Genomic DNA, 17,606 nt, shown 5'->3' on the forward strand with positions numbered 1-17,606 from the left:
GTGCCGGTGCCGAGCGCCTGGTCCACGCAGCCACCGGTGATCACCGTGCCCGCCTCGAGGTCCTTGTCGATGACCAGCGGCAGCTTGATGGTCGTCGAGTCACCGGCCGTCAGCGACCGCCGGCAGACGACGATCGTGGCGCTGCTGCCCTCGGTACAGTTGCTCGGCAGGGTGCCGTGCGACGTCCCGTCCGGCAGCATGATCGTCACCGGGTAGTCGTCGGCGTCGCCCGGTCCGTTGTTCTTCACCGTGATCGGCAGCACGGTGGTCTCCCCCGGCGCCGGCGTGGTGGGTGAGACCGCGCCGACCGTGACGCTCACCGTGAAGGTGTTCGCCACGGTGCTGACCAGCACACCGGAGGCGGTGAGCTGGTCGGTCAGGTCGGCGGCCCGCGCCAGCGTGACGCCGCTGACCCGCCACACGGTGGCCGTCGTGACGCTTGCGTCGACGCTGACCGCCAGCCGCAGGTTGCGCGCGGTGCCGGACACCAGCGAGACGCCGGTGCAGACCACGCCGGCCGAGCCGACCGTGCAGGAGTCCGACCCGAGGGTGGCGGAGTTGACGGTGAAGCCGGTCGGCAGGGCGTCCAGCGGCACGGTCAGCACCAGGTCGTCGTAGGCCGCGGTCGCCGACAGCGTGACGGTCGCGGTGCCCGAGCTGCCCGGCTCGATGACGGCGCCGCCGACGGTGAGCGTGCCGTGCGTGGCCAGCAGCACCTTCACCAGCTGGCGGCCGCCGCAGGCCGTGGTCGTGCCGGCGGTCACGCAGCCGTCGGCGACCTGGTCGCCGTCCTTCGCCGTCGACGACACCTTCAGCGGCAGGGACCAGGCCAGCGAGCCGCCCGTCGCCAGGGTGTAGGTGCAGGACACCTGGGTGCTCGTGACGACCCGGCAGGCGGTGGCGACTGCGCCGGTGAGCGTGCCGAAGGTGGCGTTGCTGGGCGCGGCGATCGTGACGGTGCTGTTCACGGCGTTCGCCGTGCCGCCGTTGACGCCGGTGACGGTCATCGACGTCGTGCCGCCGGGCTCCACCGTGCCGCTCGGGCTCGTCACCGTGAAGGTGACGGCGGCGGTCCCGCCCGGGGTCTGGATCAGGTCGGCGCTGCCGGTGTAGGTCTTCAGCCCGGCGAGGACCGTGATGCCGGTGGCGTGCCAGACGACCCCGGCCCCGACGCCCGCGTCGACCGACACGGTGACCGTGATCGCGGTGTCCACGCCGGCCAGCAGCGGCAGGTTGGCGCAGGTGATCCGGCTGCTGGTCACCACGCAGAGCAGGTTGTTCGGGCCGGCCGCCGCGGTGACGTGGAAGCCGCTGGGCAGCGTGGTCAGTGGCACCGAGACGGTCGACAGCGCGATCGCCGAGGTCGAGCGCACCTTCAGCGTGCCGGTGCCGCTGCTGCCGGGGGCGACGGTCACCGGCGTCGCGCTGATGGTGACCGGGCCCTTCAGGTGGATGTCGGGGATGGCGCTGTCCGGCGGGATGGTGCAGGTGCCGTCGTGACCGGCGTCGGCGCAGCCGCCGGTGAGCACGACGGTCGGGTCGGCGGAGCTCGCCACCTTGATCGGGAGCGGGAACCGCAGGTTCGCGGCGGCGTTCACCGAGAGCGTGCAGTCGACCCGGCGCGAGCTGGTCAGGGTGCAGTAGCTCGGGACCGGCGCCACGAACGTGGTGTTGTTCGGGGCGAGGAAGGCGTACGGGACGGCGGTCAGGTTGGTGGCGCCGCTGTTGGTGGCGGTCACGGTCAGCGTGCCGGTGTCGCCCGGGCTCAGCGTGCCGTCGGCCGGGCCGGTCACCACGACGGTCAGTCCGCCGGTGGCCGCGCCCTGCGGTGTCACCAGCGTGCCGGAGCCGTGGGACTCGATCGTCGTCGCGGTGGCCGCGGCGACCGGGGTGCTGATCGCGTCGATCCCGGAGGTCGGCGCCCAGGGAGTGGCCGACGTGGCCGACGACGACAGGGTCACCGGCAGCGAGACCGTCGCGGTGCCGCCGGCCGGCACCGTGACGCCGGAGCAGGTCACCTGGGTGCTGCCCTTGACGCAGGTGCCGCCGACGGAGGTGGTCGGCGTGCCGAGCTGATAGCCGGTGGGTGGCAGCGGGACGGTGATCACCGTGTTCGGGGCGGCGGCGTCACCCAGGTTGTCGACCGAGACGGTCGGCGTGCCGCTCTGGCCCGGGGCCAGCACGACCGGGGTCACCTTGACCGCGCCGAGCCGCACCTTGCCGGAGCAGATCGACTCGGCGACGGCGATCTCGCTGCTGGCCACGACGCCGAGGCCCGAGTTGGTCAGCAGGTTCACGTCGAGCGCCTGGACCTTGTAGGTCAGAGTGCCGGTGCCGCTGTCCCAGCTCGCGCTCTCCTTGTTGAGATCGGCGGTGAGCAGCGGGGAGAGGTCGACCGCCAGGCTTCCGGTGACGGTTCCGCGCGAGGACGTACCCACCTTGAGGTTGGCGATGCTGCTGGACCCGGTGATCTGCGAGGGGGTCATCTGGCAGCCGGTGCTGATCGCCCCGGTGTTGATGCCGAGCAGATCGAGGCTCGCGACCTGCGACGACGCCATGCCGCCCAGCCCGCCGGCCGCCGCCGCGGCGGTCGAGGTGACCGCGCCCAGGTTGGCGATCGTGCCCAGGTTCGAGACGACCGCGGACGGGATGGACTCGGTATCGGCCAGTCCGCTGGTCCAGTTCGCCCGGTTCGTCGAGATCGGGAGCGTTCCGCCCAGGACCGAGATCGACGCGCGCAGCCCCTGGGCCGAAGTGATGATCGAACTCGCGGCAGGTGCGGCGGCCGGGAGCATCAGCAGCCCCAGGGCGATCGCGGCCAGGGCCAGCACGGCCAGTCGGCGGCCTCGGGCTCGTCGTTGTGCAACCGCCGTCATCGCCGGTCACCGTCCTCTCGCCGGAAGGCCCGCCACAGGGCGCTCGGTCGCGCATGGCGAGGTCTGCGATATGCGTGCCGCCGTATCTCCGTGCCGGCGCGGTGGCCGGCGAGCATGCCGCCGCGCTCCCGTACGCCGATGAGCAGCACCAGGCCGAAAGCGACCAGGATCGCCGAGAGCAGGCCGAGCCGGGCCACGTCGGCGCCGGTGGTCGGCAGGTCGCCGTCGCTGTCGCTGTCCTGCGCGGTCAGCACCAGCGGAACCGAGACGGTGTTGTTCTCGGACACACCGTCTTTGCTGGTGGTGGTGATGGTGACCTGCATGGCGTGGGTGCCGGCCGTCACGCCGGTGCCGAGCGCCAGGGTCAGCCACAGCTCGCTGCCGGTGTCCGCGGCCGCGTCCGGTGCCGCGCAGACGACGTCGTTGACGTCACCGCCGGTCGCCTTGGTGCAGGTCGCCACGACCGTACTGGCCATCGCGGTGATCTTCTTGATCTTCAGTTTGCTGGCCTGCGCGACCTGCTGCGCGGTCGAGTCGTCCAGCAGGATCTCGGCCTTGGCGATGACCACGCCGGTCGGCGGCTCGACCGTGAAGCTGACGTTGTCGGCCATCACCGTGCCGTCGTTGGTGTACGGAATCTTCACCACCGGCCGGGTGCTGCCGCTGACCGGGACGGCGCCGCCGCCGTAGGTGACCGCCAGCTCCACGTCGTACTTGCCGATCGTGAATTTCGGGATGGCCACGTCGTTCGTGCCGCCACAGGTGTAGTCGAAGACCGGTGTGCCGGTGCTGAGGGCCTGGTCCACGCAGCCGCCGTTGATCACCGTGCCCGGGTCGAGACCCTCGTCGATGATCAGCGGCAGCCGGATGGTCGACGAGTCACCGGCCGGCAACGAGACCTGGCAGACGACGATCCGGTCGGAGCTGCCCTCGGCGCATTCGCTCGGCAGGGTGCCGTGGCTCGCCCCGTCCGGGATCATGATCGTCACCGGGTACGGATCGGCGTCGCCGGGCCCGTTGTTGGTCACGGTGATCGGCAGGACGGTGGTCTCGCCCGGCGCCGGGGTCGCGTTCGACACCGCGGCGACCGTGACGCTCACCGTGTAGGCGGTGGCCGACGTGCTGACCAGGATGCCGGAGGCGGTGAGCACGTCGGTCTCGTCGTCGGCCGGCGCCAGGGTGACGCCGGCGGCCCGCCAGACGCTGGTCGAGCCGGCCGACGAGTCGACGGTCACCGACAGCCGCAGGTTGCGGGCCGTGCCGGACACCAGCGCGACCCCGGTGCAGACGACCGTGGCCGAGCTGATCGTGCAGGAATCGGAGCCGAGCGTGGCCGCGGTCACGGTGAAGCCGTCGGGCAGGTCGTCCAGCGGCAGCGTCAGCAACAGATCGTCGTAGTCGGCGGTGGCCGACAGGGTGATCGTTGCGGTGCCGGAGGCGCCGGCCGCGATGATCGTGCCGCCGACGGTGAGCGTGCCGTGTGTGGCGAGCGGCTCGGCGACCGGCGTGGACCCGGTGCCGACGTCCTGGCTGCCACCGCATTTGGTGTCGCCGTCGGCGGAGACGCAGCCGCCCGCCACCTTGTCACCGGTCTTGGCCGTCGACGAGACCTTCAGCGGCAGCGTCCAGGTCAGCGTGTTGCCCGTCTCCAGGCTGTAGGTGCAGCTCAGCTGGGTGGTGGTGACGGCCCGGCAGGCGGTGGCGGTGGCGCCGGTGAGAGTGCCGAAGGTGGCGTTGCTGGGCGCGTTGATCGTGGCGGTGCTGTTGACCGCGTACGACGGCCCGGCGTTGACCCCGCTGACCGTGAGGGTGGTGACCGCGCCCGGCGCCACCTTGGCGGCCGGGCCGGTCACCGTGAACCCGACCTTGGCGATCCGGGCGCCCGACTGGATCAGGTCGGCGTTGCCGCTGACCGTCTCGGTGCCGGAGGCGACGGTGATGCCGGTCGCGGTCCAGACGACGGCGGGCGCCACGTTCGCGGCGACCGTGGTGGCTATCGCGATCGTGGTGGTCGCGCCGGCCGCCAGGGCGACCGAGGTGCACCGGAACTGGGTGGTGGTCACGCTGCAGGCCGAGCCGGTCGGCCCGGTCGCGCCGGTGGCCAGGAAACCGGTGGGCAGCCCGGTGATCGGGATGGTGACGGTCGCGGTGGCGACCGCGGACAACGAGGTGATCCGCACCGAGCCGGTCCCGGCGGCGCCCGGGGTGACCGAGCTCAGCGACCCGGCGATGGTGATCCGGCCGCTGAGCGGGGCGATCAGCCGGAACGAGGTGATCGCGCTGTCCGTACCGGTGCAGGCGCCGTTCCCGTCGGTGTCCACGCAGCCGCCGGTCACCGGGTTGTCCGGGTCGGCGGTCGCGGACACCTTCAGCGGCAGCGCGAACGTGGTGCGGCCGCCGCCGGCGACGGCCAGCGTGCAGGTCACCCGGGTCGAGGTGGCCAGGCTGCAGAAGCTCGCGGTCGTGCCGGTCGGCGCCAGGAAAGTGGTGCCGGTCGGCGCCACGAACGAGTAGCTCAGGCCGGAGGCGGCCGACGTGCCGGTGTTGACCGCGGTGACCTGGATCTGGCCGGTGTCACCGGGATTGAGGGTGCCGTCGGCCGGCGGCTTCGCGGTCACGGTCACCGCGACGTCGGCGGCGCCGACCTTGGCGACCTCGACGGTACGGGTGATCGCCTCGCTCGCCGTGTTGACGATGGCGATGGCCGGCGACCAGGTGGCGGCCGGACTGGCGCTGTCCCGGACCGCGACGGTCAGCACGATCGTCGAGGTGCCGCCGGTGGCCACCCCGAACGTGGTGCAGGTGACGTCGCCGGCGTTCGGGGTGCAGTTGCCGTAGGAGGACGTCGCGGCCGTGACGGTCATGCCGGCCGGCAGCGTGCCGAACGGGATCGTGACGGTGAGGCCGCTCTGTGCCTGGGTGGCGAGGATGCGGACGACCGCGCGGCCGGTGGTGCCGGGGCGGATCGCCGGGTCGCTCGCGGTGACCGAGATCGCCTGGTCCAGCGTCGGGGTCAGCTGCACGTCCGGGATCGGCTTGTCGCTGCTGTCGCAGTCGCCGTCCCGGTCGAGGTCGAGGCAGCCCCCGGAGATCGTGCTGTTCGGGTTGGCGTTGGACGGGATCTGCACCGGCAGCGTCCAGTCCAGCGGGGCGGCGCCGGCGGCCAGGTTGAAGCGGCAGTCGAGCTGGGTGCGCGCGGTGTCGACGGCGGCGCAGTACGTGCTGGTCGGGGCGGTCAGCGTGGCGAACGTGGTGCCGGCCGGCGCGCGCACCCGGGTGACCACCCCGGTCGCGTCGGACGGCCCGGTGTTGGTGACCTTGAGCGCGATGTCCGCGACGTCGCCGGGCTCAAGCGTGCCGGCCGGCGCCGTCATCGTGTAGGCGACGCCGCTGCTCGGCGCGAGGGTGCGGATCACCGCGCCGGTGGTCTGGCTGGTCCCGCCGGCGTTGCTGGTCAGCGTGATCGCGGCCGGGGTCCAGGTGGCGGCGGCCGGCAGCGACGGGTCGGCCTGCGCGGTGAAGGAGATCAGCCGCGCCGTGCCGGCCGTCGCGCCCAGCCCGGTGCAGGTGATGCTGCCGGTGAACGTGCAGGTGCCGGTGCCGGACACGTCCTTCACGTCGGTGAGGGTCAGCTCCGGCCGCGGCATGTCGGCGCTGCCGATGGTGAGCGTCATCCCGGACAACGTGCGGTCGGAGGTGATCTTCAGGTAGCCGGTGCCGGTCTGGCCGGGCACCACGGTGCCGGTCTCGACGGTCAGTTGGGCCTGGTCGCCGAACACCTTGGCCAGCACGAACAGGTTGAACGTGACGTCCTGCGTGTCGCCGCAGGCGCCGTTGAGGTTGACGTCGGCGCAGCCGCCGCTGACCGAGGTGCCGCCGGTGACCGTCGAGCCGACGGTCAGGCCGAGGGTGAACGACTTCGATCCCGTGCCGAGATCGGCGTCGCAGCTGACCAGCCGGTCGGAGATCAGCGTGCAGTAGTCCGAGGCGGGCGCGTCGAGGGCGGCGAACGTGGTGCCGTCCGGCGCGCGGAACTCGGCGCGGGCGTGCGGGAGAGCCGACTTGCCGTTGTTGGTCATGGTCACCGCGAGGTAGCCCGTCGCGCCCGGCAGGACCGAGCCGTCCAGCGGCGAGTCGACGTCCACGACCAGCTCGGTGTCGGCGGCGCCGACGGTGGCCAGCTTGTTGCGCACCACGGCGGTGTCGCTGCCCTCCGTGACCGTGACGGTCGGCGTCCAGGTGGCGCCGGGGCTGGAGGCCGCCGCCGCGGTGAGCTGGACGGACAGCGTCTTGCCGGCGCCGGTGGTGAGGCTGACGGCCGGGCACAGCACGGCGGTGCCGGTGATCGGGCAGGCGGCGCCGGCGATGTCGACGGCGCCCACCGTGAGACCGGACGGAGCCCCGGCGGTGTCGAACGAGACGACCAGGCCGGTCCGGTTGCTGGTCGTGCCGAAGGCGACGGTGGCGGTCTGCGTGGCCGTGCCACCGGGAACGACCGTCACGTCGGTCGCGGTGGCGGAGAGCACGGCGGACAGCGCGGACTTCAGCACGAAGCCGGGGATGGCCACGTCGGTGCCGCTGTCCCCGCAGGACCCGTTGGCGTTGAGGTCCACGCAGCCGCCGGTGACCGGCGTCGAGGTCGAGGCGGTGGACGACACGACGATCGGGAAGGCCCAACTGACCGTTCCGCCGGAGACGGTCACCGTGCAGGACGCGGTGACCGTCGAGATCAGCGTGCAGGCGGCGGCAGTGGTCGCGTCGGTGATGGTGTCGAAGGTCGTGTTGACCGGGGCGCGCACGATGACCGGCTCGTCGGTGGCCGCCCCGGTTGCGGTGATCGACACCGCGATCGAGGTGGACCCGCCGGACAGCACGGTGTTGTCGGCCGGCGAAGTCGCCTGCGCGTGCAGCGTGTAGGACGGCGCAGCGCCGCGGGCGATGATCGCGCCGGCGGTGACGGTGGCGCTGCTCTGGTCCTGGACCCTGATACCGGCGTTCCACACCGTGCTCGAAGTGGCGTTGGCATCGACCGTGACCGGGATGCTGATCGTGGTCACGTAGTTGGATCCGGACTGGTTGGCGGACACACCGACGCCGGTGCACTGGATGTTCGAGCCGACGGTGGCGCAGCTCCCGGCGTCGTCGAGGGTCAGTGCGCCGGGGACGATCATCGCGTCGGACGGCAGCGGAATGGTGACGGTGAGGTTGCTCTGGGTCGCTCCGCTCGCAGTGATCAGCACCTCGGCGGTGCCGGCGCCGATGCCGACGTAGGGGTTGGCCTGGACGGTGACCTGCTTGTCGAACGGCACCGAGACGGTGATGTCCGGGAGCTTCTCGTCGGGCGGCGCGGCCGTGGTCGTACAGGCGCCGTTGTTGTCGCCGTCGAAGCAACCGCCGGCCACCGGCTGGCCCGGGGCGGCGTCCGCCTTGACCTTCAACTTCAGCGTCTGGGGCCCCCAGTTGCCGCCCCCGGTCACGTTGGCGACCGAGCAGGACATAGTGGTGAAGGGACTCGCGGTGGTGCACCCGGCCGGCTGCGGGGTCGCGTCGAACGTGGCGCCGGCCGGAGCGATGAAGCCGAACGTGGTGGCGCCGGAGTCGGACGGCCCGTTGTTGTGCACGGTGACGGTGTAGGTGGAGGTGCCGCCCGGATCGACGGTCGAGGCCGCGCCGAACGTCGGGTCGAGCACGAACTGCCGCCCGCCCGCCGTCGCGATCAGCCGGTTGACCGTGACCGGCGTGCCGCCGCCCTGGTCGGCGCGGATGCCGTTGGCCGTCCAGCTGGTGGTGGGCGCCAGGCCCGCGTCCGCGGTCAGGTGGAGAGTGAGCTGTTCGGAGGCGCCCGCGGCGATCGCCAGGCCGTGGCAGGTGACGTCGGTGGCGCTGATCTGGTCGCAGCTGCCGCTCGACGTCGCGACCGAGGCGACGTGCATGCCGTTCGGCAGGACGCCGAGCGGAACGTCCACATTGATGTTGGACAGCGCGCCGTGGGTCGCGGTGATCCGGACGGTGGCATCGGCCCCGCCGGCCGCGCCGGGCGTGACGGTGGCCGGGTTGGTGCTGATTGCGAGCCGCTGGCCGATCGACGCCGCGAGGGTGATCCCGCCGACCGTCTTGTCCTGCGACCCGGTGCATCCGGGCGCGCCGTCAAGATCGACGCAACCGCCGTTGAGAGTGGCGAAGACGTCGGCGTCAAGCGGCACCGCCACCGGGAACGTGTAGTTCTCGTCCTGACCCGCGGCCACCGTGACATGGCAGGTGGCGAGGGTGGTGAAGGTCAGCGAGCAGTCGGTGGCCGCCTGCCCGGTCAGGGTGTCGAGGGTGGTGCCGGCCGGGGCGCTCACCGTGACGGTCGCGCCGGTGGCGTCGGACGGGCCGCCGTTGTGGATCACCACGTCGACGTTCCCGGTGCCACCGGCCGCGGTCGTCCCGGCGCCCGGGATGTTCACGGTGGCAATGAGCGAGGTCTGGGCCGGCCCGACGACGGCGAGAATTGCCGTGTCGGTGGCCACGCCGCCCGCGCCGGTCCCGTCGTCGGCCTTGATGCCGGTGGCGGTCCAGACCGCGGCGGTCGCCGAGGCGTCCGCGGTGAGCGGCACGGTGATGACGACCGGAGTTCCCGGGGTGGGCAGGTCGACGCCGGTGCAGCGCAGGTCGCCGTTGCCGTCCGCGGCGCAGGTGCCGCCGGGCACGGTGGCCTGGGTCGGATCGACGTTCAGGCCGGTGGGCGTGCCGGACAGCGGCACGGTGACCGTCAGGCCGGTCTCGACCTTGGACGAGATCAGGCTGATCTTGGTGCTTCCGGGGGCGCCACCCGGCGTCACCGTGGCCGGGATGGCGGCGACAACGATCCGCTGCTGGGCCGGGATGCCCACGTTGATCGTCGGGATGCTCGAGTCGGCGGCGGTGCACAGCCCGTTGGCGTCCAGGTCGACGCAGCCGCCGACGAGCGCCTGGCCGGGCAGCGCGATGGACGAGACGTTCAGTGGCAGCGCGTAGTTCGCCGAAGCGAGCGCGGCCAGGCTGACCGTGCAGGTGAGCTTCGTGTTCAGCAGGCCGGCCGTGCAGTTGCTGCCGCCCGGCGGCGTGCCGAAGGTGGCGCCCACCGGCGCGAGGACGTTGAACGTGGCGCCGGTCGCGTCGGACGGCCCCTGGTTCTTGAGCGCTACGTTGAGCGTCGTCGTGCCGCCGGGGAGCAGCGAGCTCGAGCCGAGCGTGACCGCCGTCGTCACCAGTTCCGGCTTGGCCACGCCGACCGCAGCCAGCTGCAGGCTGGTGCTGGTCGGGGTCTCGCCGGTGGCGGACACCGCCACGGTGGCCGGCCAGGCGCCGGCGGTGGCGCCGGCCGGCGCCCGGACGGTGAGCCCGATGTCGCCGGTGGCGCCGTTCGCGACCGAGACGTGGTCGCAGACGATCGCGTTGGCGCCGGCCGTGCAGCTGGAGCCGGCCGGGCCGCTGACCGTGGAGTCGACGGTGAGGCCGCCGGTCAGGCCGGTGGTGGGGATGGTGACGGTCACGTTGGACAGCGGCCCGTGCGCCGCCTTGACGTGCACGGTGGCGGTGGCCTGGCTGCCCGGGGTCACGGTGGCCGCGTCGGCGGTGACGACCGATCGGGAGGCGAACGGCACCTTGAGCGTGAAGGTGGGGATCGCCGGGTCGGTGGTAGTGCAGCCGGGGATGCCGTCGAGGTCGATGCAGCCGCCGCTGACCGGGGTGTCCGGGTCGGCGCCGGAGCTGGTCACCAGCGGGATGGTCAGCTGACCGGTGGTGGCGCCGTTGACGAGATTCTGCGAGCAGGACGCGACGGCCAGACCGGCGCCGGTGCAGATGTTCGGCAGCGTGCCGAACGTGGTGCCGGTCGGCGCGATGAGCCGGAAGGTGGCCGGGGTGGCGTCGGACTGGCCGTTGTTGGTCACCTGCGCCTGCACGTTGACGGTGCCGCCCGGCTCGACCGCGCCGTTCGCCGGCTGAGCGACGGTGGCGCCGAGGGTGTACGAGCCGATCCGGGTGCCGCCGAGCGCCGCGGTGACGCTGGTCTGGTCGCTGCCGGCTGCGACCGTGACGGTGGGCGTCCAGATCTGCAGCGCCGCGGCTCCGGAGGCGGCCGTGATCGGGACGTTGACGGTCGCCGGGGTGTTCGCGGTGAGGTTGACGCCGGTGCAGGTGATGGCGTTGGCGCTCGGCGCACAGGTCGAGCCGGCCGGTCCGGTGACCGTGCCGACGGTGAGGTCGGCGGGCTTGCCGGTCAGCGGGAGGGTCACGGTCAGGCCGGTCTCGGCCTGGGTGGAGGCGAGCTGGATCTTGCCGGTGCCGGTGCCGCCCGGGGTGATCGACGCCGGGACCAGGACGGTGGCGAGCCGGGTCGCGAGCGGGGTGCGCAGGCCGAACGAGGGCAGCGCCGAGTCGGTCGCCCCACCGCAGGCGCTGTCGTTGTCGAGGCTGACGCAGCCGCCGGCGATCGGCGTGGACGGGTTGGCCAGCAGGGACACGTCCAGCGGCAGGGTCAGCGAGGCGGCCGCGCCGGCGGCCAGGGTCACCGAACACTGCAGGGTGGTGAGGGTGGATCGGGTGCAGGCGCTCGCGGTGGCGCCGCTCGGCACGCCGAACGTGGTGTTCTGCGGCGCCACCACGACGAACGGGGCGGCGGTGGCGTTCGACGGGCCCTGGTTGGCGACGTCGACCTTCATGGTGGTCGAGCCGCCGGGGCTGGCCGATCCGTCGGCGGGCGCCTCCGCGTTGACGCTGAGGGTGTAGCGCGGCGCGAGGGTGACGAGCGCGCCGGTGGCGCTGCCGGTGGTGCCGCCACCGGTCGCGGTGACCGGGGTGCCGGAGACAATCCAGCCGGTGGTCGCCCCGGTTCCAGCGGTCACCGGGATCGAGACGATGACCGTGCGGGCGCCGCCCGGGACGATCACGCCGGTGCAGACGACGTCCCCGCTGCTGAGGGCACAGGTGCCGCCGCCGTCGGTGGTGACGGTGCCGAGCGTGTAACCCGAAGGCAACCCGGGAATGATGATCGTGGTCGGGGAGACGTCGGCGGTGCCCGCATTGGTCACCCGTACCGTGGGCGTCACCTGGGCGCCGCCGGGGGTGGCGGTCGCCGGGCGGATGGTGACACCGCCGTTGAGGTTGACGGTCGGCGCGCTGACGGTGAGAAGCCGGCCGCTTCCGGTGACTGTCTTGCCATTGAGATCGGCGGATATGCCGCTGAGGTCCCAGGTGGAGTTGGGGGTCGTGCTGACGGCCGACGACATCCGGATGTCGATGCGGGCCGAACCCTTGGCCGCGATCGGCACCCCGGAACAGGTGATGCTGACGTTGGGGTCGATCACGCAGTCGTTGCCACCGGCGACCTTCGCCGAGACAACCGTGACGCCGCCCGGCGGGGCGTTGCCGAGCGGGATCGTCACGGTCCCGCTCGCGTCGGACGGGCCCTGGTTGGTGACGGACACCGAGCCGGTGCCGGTCGAGCCGGCGACGAGGGTGGCCGGCGCGACCGTGACCGTGCCACCGGTCGTGACCGGGGGCTTCGCCGTGACCAGCGTGCCCGCGCCGGTCGGCGCCTCGATCTTGGTGTTCGGCGACTGCGGCGCCGGCACGCTGACGGCGCTGATGCCGGTCGGCGCCCAGGGTTGAGCCCCGGTGCCGGCCGACGAGACGAGGGTGACCGGCAGGGACACCACGGCGCTGCCGTTGCCGGGCACGGTCACGCCGGTGCAGACGACCGCGGTGGTGTTCTTGGTGCAGGTGCCGCCGCCGGTGGTCATCGTTGGCGTGCCGACGCTGTACTGCGCCGCGTTCGCGGGCAGCGGGATCGTGATCGTCGTGTTGATCGCGGCGACGTCGCCGGTGTTGGTGACGGTGACCGTCGGCGTGCCGGACTCGCCCGGTGCCAGGGTGGTTCCGCTGACCGTGGTCGTACCCAGCGCCACGGTGCCCGCGCAGCTCGCCTTGGCGACGGTCAGTGCGCTGTTCGCGACCAGGCCGAGGGCGCCGTTCAGAAGAGTGACATCCAGCGCCTTGACGGTGTAGGTCAGCACGTTGTTGGCGTACGTCGCGGTCCGCGTCTCGGTGTTGATCGTGGCGATGCCGGGAACGGACACGCCGGTCTGCCCGGCCACGACGACCGTTGGTTGGCCGCCGAGCCGCAGGTTGGCGATCTCCGCGGTCGAGGTGATGTCCTGATTGGTCATCTGGCAGGCGGCCGTGAGCGGGCCGGTGGTGATCCCGTTGCTGCCGAGGATGGAGATACCGGTGGTCTTCGCCTCGGCCTTGCCGCCACCGGAGGCCGGCCCGGCGAGTTCGGAGACGGCACCGAGGCTGAGGATGCTGGAACCCACGATGCCGACGTTCGCGTTCACCAGGCTCGAGGACGCGGTGGGGCCGCCGGTCGTCCAGCTCTTGCCCTGGTTGATCGACCCCAGGTCGAGGTTGATCACGTTCAGCACGCTGATGTTTCCCGAGATGAACTGCGCCGTCGTCGAGATCGCGGCGGCCGCCGCGGACGAGGGCTGCAGCACGAGAGCCAGGAGCACTGCTGCGAGGGCCAGCGCCGCCAGCCGGCGGCCGCGGTTAGGCCGTTGGGTAACCACGAGCTGTATTCAAGTTCACCCGAACGGTGAAAATCCTCCTTTTCCACCACCTACCGACATTTCGGCATTGACTGCTGTTACGGCTGTTTTCGGTGGTGACGAAAGTATGCCTACGGCAACAGTCAGGAAAGCTTCACGTGAAAGGGGATAGACGATCATCGTCACCCGCGTAGGTTCGGCGACGGGCCTACGAAAGGATGAAGTATGTCGATACGTGCCGTACTGGCCGGCGCCGTGGGGACGGCCTTGGTGGTCACGCTCGCGGGGACGGCAGCCGCAGCGGACGAGACCACCGACCCGGTGAGCTATGTGGACCCGTTCATCGGGACCGCGCACGGGGGCAACACCTGGCCGGGCGCAACCATGCCGTTCGGGATGATCGCCTGGAGCCCCACCGGCACCAGCGGCGATCAGACGAACGCACCTGCCGCCAACGGTTACGAATACAACACCACCAAACTGCGTGGCTTCAGCCTCACCCATGTCAACGGGGCTGGTTGCGCCCCAGGAGCGGCCGGTGACGTGCCGATCCTGCCGTACGCCGGAGCAGTCGACTCCTCCCCCACCGCTGACATCAAAGACACCAAGTACATCGGTACCTACAGTCACGCCAACGAATCGGCGACTCCGGGGCGTTACACCGTCACGCTCGACTCGGGCGTCCGCACCGATCTCGCGGTCACCACCCGTGCCGGAATTGCCGACTTCTCCTTTCCCGCCGGAAAAGCCGAAAACCTACTATTTCGTACGTCGAATTCACTCAACGGCAGCGAGGACGCCGAAATCACCATCGACCCGGCCACCCGCACCGTGAATGGATCGGTGCTGACCGGCGGTTTCTGCGGGCGGCGGGGCAACGGCGGCGGGGCGAACAACCCCGACCGGCGCTCCTACTACCGGCTGTATTTCAGCGCGGTCTTCGACCGGGACTTCGCGAGCACCGGCGGCTGGCAGAACTCGACGCTGACCCCGGGCGCTACCACGGCCACCGGCGGCGAGGGCTATCTGACCGGCGCGGACCGGGCCGGCCGGGGATCCGGTGGCTGGGTCGGATTCGACACGACCAGTGATGCGGACGTCCGGATGCGCGTCGGTATCTCGTACACCAGCCTCGGCGGAGCCGTCGCCAACCGTGACGGGGAGATCCCGGCGCAAGCTACGCCGGGTGATGTCGCGCTGCAGGCGCGTCAGGCATGGAGCACCGAGCTGAAGCGGATCGCGGTCACCGGCGGGACGGACGCGCGGACGACCGCTTTCTACACCGCCGTCTATCACAGCCTGATGCAGCCGCAGACGCTCAACGACCTCGACGGCAGGTACCTCGGGGCGGACATGCAGGTGCATGCTCTGCGGGCGGGACAGAAGGCGGCCTACGGGACGTTCTCCGGATGGGATCAGTATCGGGCACAGATCCAGTTGCTCGGTCTGCTGCGGCCCGACGTCGCCGGGGACATGGCGACGTCCATGATGGACTTCGCCGCGCAGAACAACGGGATCTGGGACCGGTGGCTGCATCTGGCGCGCCGACGCACGTGATGACCGGCGATCCGGCCGCGCCGACGCTGGCCACCTGGTATGCGCTCGGGGTCCGGAACTTCTCCTCGGCCGAGGCGCTGGACTCGCTCGTGCGGCAGGCGACCGTGCAGAACGCCGATGCCTTGAACGATGCCGGCTGCCCTGGTCAGTGCACCGGCCAGCGGCCGACGCTGAACACCTACCTGGCCTTGAAGTACGCCGCCAACGACATCTGTCACTGCTGGGGCGGGGCGGCCGAGACGCTGGAGAACTCGCTCGCCGACTTCTCTCTCGCCATGTGGGCGCAGCGGTCCGGCCGTAACGATCTGTATCGGCAGCTCCTGCCGCGCGGTGACTACTGGAAGAACACGTTCAACACCGCGGTCGGCTACCAGGCGGCCCGGAAGGCGGACGGCAGCTGGCAGACCGGGTTCACGCCGTCGACCGACGCCGGGTTCGCGCAGGGGTCGAGCGCCACGTACACCTGGATGGTCCCGCAGGACGTGTCCGGGCTGGCGGCGCTGATGGGCGGCCGGCCCGCCGCCGCGACCCGGCTCGACGGGCTGTTCCACGACGAGAACGGCAACTGGGCGGTGCTCGGCGGGAACGCGCTGCGCTACGACCCGACCAACGAGCCCGGCATTCACGCGCCGTGGCTCTACAACGGACTCGGTCAGCCCTGGAAGACGCAGGCCACGGTGCGGCAGATCGTCGACACCGCGTACGGCGTCGGGCCGTCCGGGCTGCCCGGCAACGACGACCTGGGCACGATGAGCGCGTGGTACGTGTTCGCCGCGATGGGGTTCTTCCCGCAGGTGCCGGGGCGGGCCGAGATGCTGCTCGGGTCGCCGGTCTTCACCCGGGTGGTGCTCACCCGCAGCAACGGGGTCCGGCTCACGATCAACGCCGACTCCACCGAGACGTACGTGCAGAGGGTGACGCTGAACGGCCGCACCCTCGGTAAGTCGTGGCTGCCGGAGTCGTTCGCGCAGCGGGGCGGGACCGTGAACTTCACGCTTGCCGCGACCGCGAACCAGAGCTGGGCCGTCTCCGGCCTCCCCGTGGATCACTAGCTTCTCGGGCCGGCTGGGCTCCGCCTGGCCCCACGGCCTGTTTCCAGGAAGTAGGCCTCTCGCATGCGTAGCGAGGGGCCCATTTCCTGGAAAAGTGGCTTGGCTCACGCCGTCGGCGTCAGCGTCACGTCGTCGAGGACGAAGGACGTCTGGATCTGACTGCCCTCGGCACCGGTGAAGGTGACGGTGGTGCTGCCCGAACCTGAAATCACCACGGATTTCTGGACATATCCGGAAGCGGCGTTCAAGTTCGAGTATGTCGCCAGCGTCGAGCCCTTGGCGGCAACGGTCAATTTGTCGTACACCGTCGTCGTGGTTGTCTCGTCGGTGTCGATGTGCAGCCAGAAGCTCAGCGTCGCGCCGCTGCACCCCGATGGAATCGTCACCGTCTGCGACAGCGTGTCGGTGTGCGTGCTGCCGTAGCCGTCGAGCCAGGCCTTGTAGGAGCCGGCGTGCGCGGCCTGCGACGACGAGTTGGTGATCACGCCCGAGGTGGCGGTCCAGGTGGTCGCCCCCGACTCGAAGCCGGTGTTGCCGAACAGCTGCGTGCTGGTGCACGAGCCGCCAGGAGTCGGCGCGGTGGTCGGGGACGTGGTCGGCGTCGACGTCCCGGTTCCGGCCAGCCACTCGGTGGCGTTCAGGGCCAGCTCCGCATTGCTGCCGGCGGTGTCGTTCCAGCCGTCGTAGAGCGTGTTGCCGGACTGCCCCGTCCCGTCGTCGATCGGCGAGCTGTCGCCCCACACCGCCACCCGCCCCGACCCGAACGTGCTGGTCGTGAAGAACGCCCCGGTGGTGCCGGTCTGACTGGAACTGGTCCGCCACACCAGGCCCTTGACGCTGGAGTTGGCCGTCTTGTTCAGCGTCTGGGTGCTGCCGTCGCGGATGATGCTGCCGGTGACCTGGCCGTACGGCCCGTTGACCACCGGGTCGGTGCTGCTGCTGATCGCGACCGGGTTCTCGCTGGAGATGTCGTTGGTGTCGATGCTGAACCCGAACGGCGACGTGTTGTCCACGCCGTTGTTGGTGAGCAGGTCGTTGGCGATCTCGACCGAGTCGTAACCGTCGTTGTTCCGGTCGCTGCCGGCGTGGTCGACGATCAGGAAGAAACCGCCGCCGGCCTGGATGAACTTCATGATCGCGGTCTTCTCGGCCGTGCTGAGCAGCACGTTCGGCTCCGGCATCACGAAGACGTCGAAGTTGGCGAGGTCGAGCGCGCCGGACCCGCCGTACGTGATGGTGTTCCCGCTCGGCAGGGTCTTGAGGCTGTACTTCCCGGTGCGCTGCAGCCCGACGCCCCACGCCGACAGCGCGCCGGTCCAGGACGTCTCCGAGGTCGGGCTGGAGTTCTGGCTCAGCGGATCGGGCTGGGACGTGCTGATGATCCAGTCGGCGTTGCCCGCCGTCTCGGCCTTGGTGTTGTCGAACAGCACTCGGTAGCTCACCGCGGCCGACGCGGGTGGCGTCGTCACCACGGCGAAGAGGGCCACACCGGCAGCCAGGATGGCGGCGGCCAGCAGAGCCCGGTATCGGACCAGCACGTTGCACCTCCG

5 protein-coding genes and 1 pseudogene are annotated in these 17,606 nt (G+C 71.2%); 2 read left to right on the forward strand and 4 right to left on the reverse strand.

The features are described from left to right. Window positions 1–86: 86 nt before the first annotated feature. From AB0E90_RS43475 to AB0E90_RS43485, 3 genes and pseudogenes are all read right to left on the reverse strand, one after another. A pseudogene (locus AB0E90_RS43475) lies at window positions 87–2,876 on the reverse strand (hypothetical protein); the annotation flags it as partial. Next, window positions 2,873–13,468 carry a hypothetical protein gene (locus AB0E90_RS43480; RefSeq protein ID WP_360418197.1) on the reverse strand — a complete coding sequence of 3,532 codons (10,596 nt, stop codon included), beginning with the start codon at window positions 13,466–13,468 and terminating at the stop codon, window positions 2,873–2,875. The pseudogene AB0E90_RS43475 and the gene AB0E90_RS43480, both read right to left, overlap by 4 nt. A 15-nt stretch (window positions 13,469–13,483) precedes the next feature. Beyond that, window positions 13,484–13,633, reverse strand: coding sequence for a hypothetical protein (locus AB0E90_RS43485; RefSeq protein ID WP_360418198.1), 150 nt, complete (start codon window positions 13,631–13,633; stop codon window positions 13,484–13,486). Window positions 13,634–13,672: 39 nt separating this feature from the next. Between AB0E90_RS43485 and AB0E90_RS43490 the strand changes: the two genes are divergently transcribed. Beyond that, the gene (locus AB0E90_RS43490) at window positions 13,673–15,004 is read left to right on the forward strand and encodes a glycoside hydrolase domain-containing protein (protein WP_360418199.1); all 1,332 of its coding nucleotides are present in this window, start codon (window positions 13,673–13,675) and stop codon (window positions 15,002–15,004) included. Beyond that, window positions 14,974–16,056: a glycoside hydrolase family 92 protein gene (locus tag AB0E90_RS43495; RefSeq protein ID WP_360418200.1), complete on the forward strand. Its 1,083-nt coding sequence runs from the start codon at window positions 14,974–14,976 to the stop codon at window positions 16,054–16,056. The genes AB0E90_RS43490 and AB0E90_RS43495 overlap by 31 nt, the downstream gene beginning before the upstream one ends. Before the next feature lie 104 nt (window positions 16,057–16,160). Here the strand turns inward: AB0E90_RS43495 and AB0E90_RS43500 are convergent, their stop codons facing one another. Beyond that, complete coding sequence (locus AB0E90_RS43500; protein ID WP_360418201.1) at window positions 16,161–17,594, reverse strand: hydrolase; 1,434 nt, start codon at window positions 17,592–17,594, stop codon at window positions 16,161–16,163. Window positions 17,595–17,606 lie beyond the last annotated feature (12 nt).

It is taken from the genome of Actinoplanes sp. NPDC026619, from assembly GCF_040638295.1.
Classification (GTDB): Bacteria; Actinomycetota; Actinomycetes; order Mycobacteriales; family Micromonosporaceae; genus Actinoplanes.

Bases quoted from the DNA above. Each gene is read 5' to 3' on its own strand.
- AB0E90_RS43490 (WP_360418199.1), top strand. From the start codon at position 13,673: ATGTCGATACGTGCCGTACTGGCCGGCGCCGTGGGGACGGCCTTGGTG.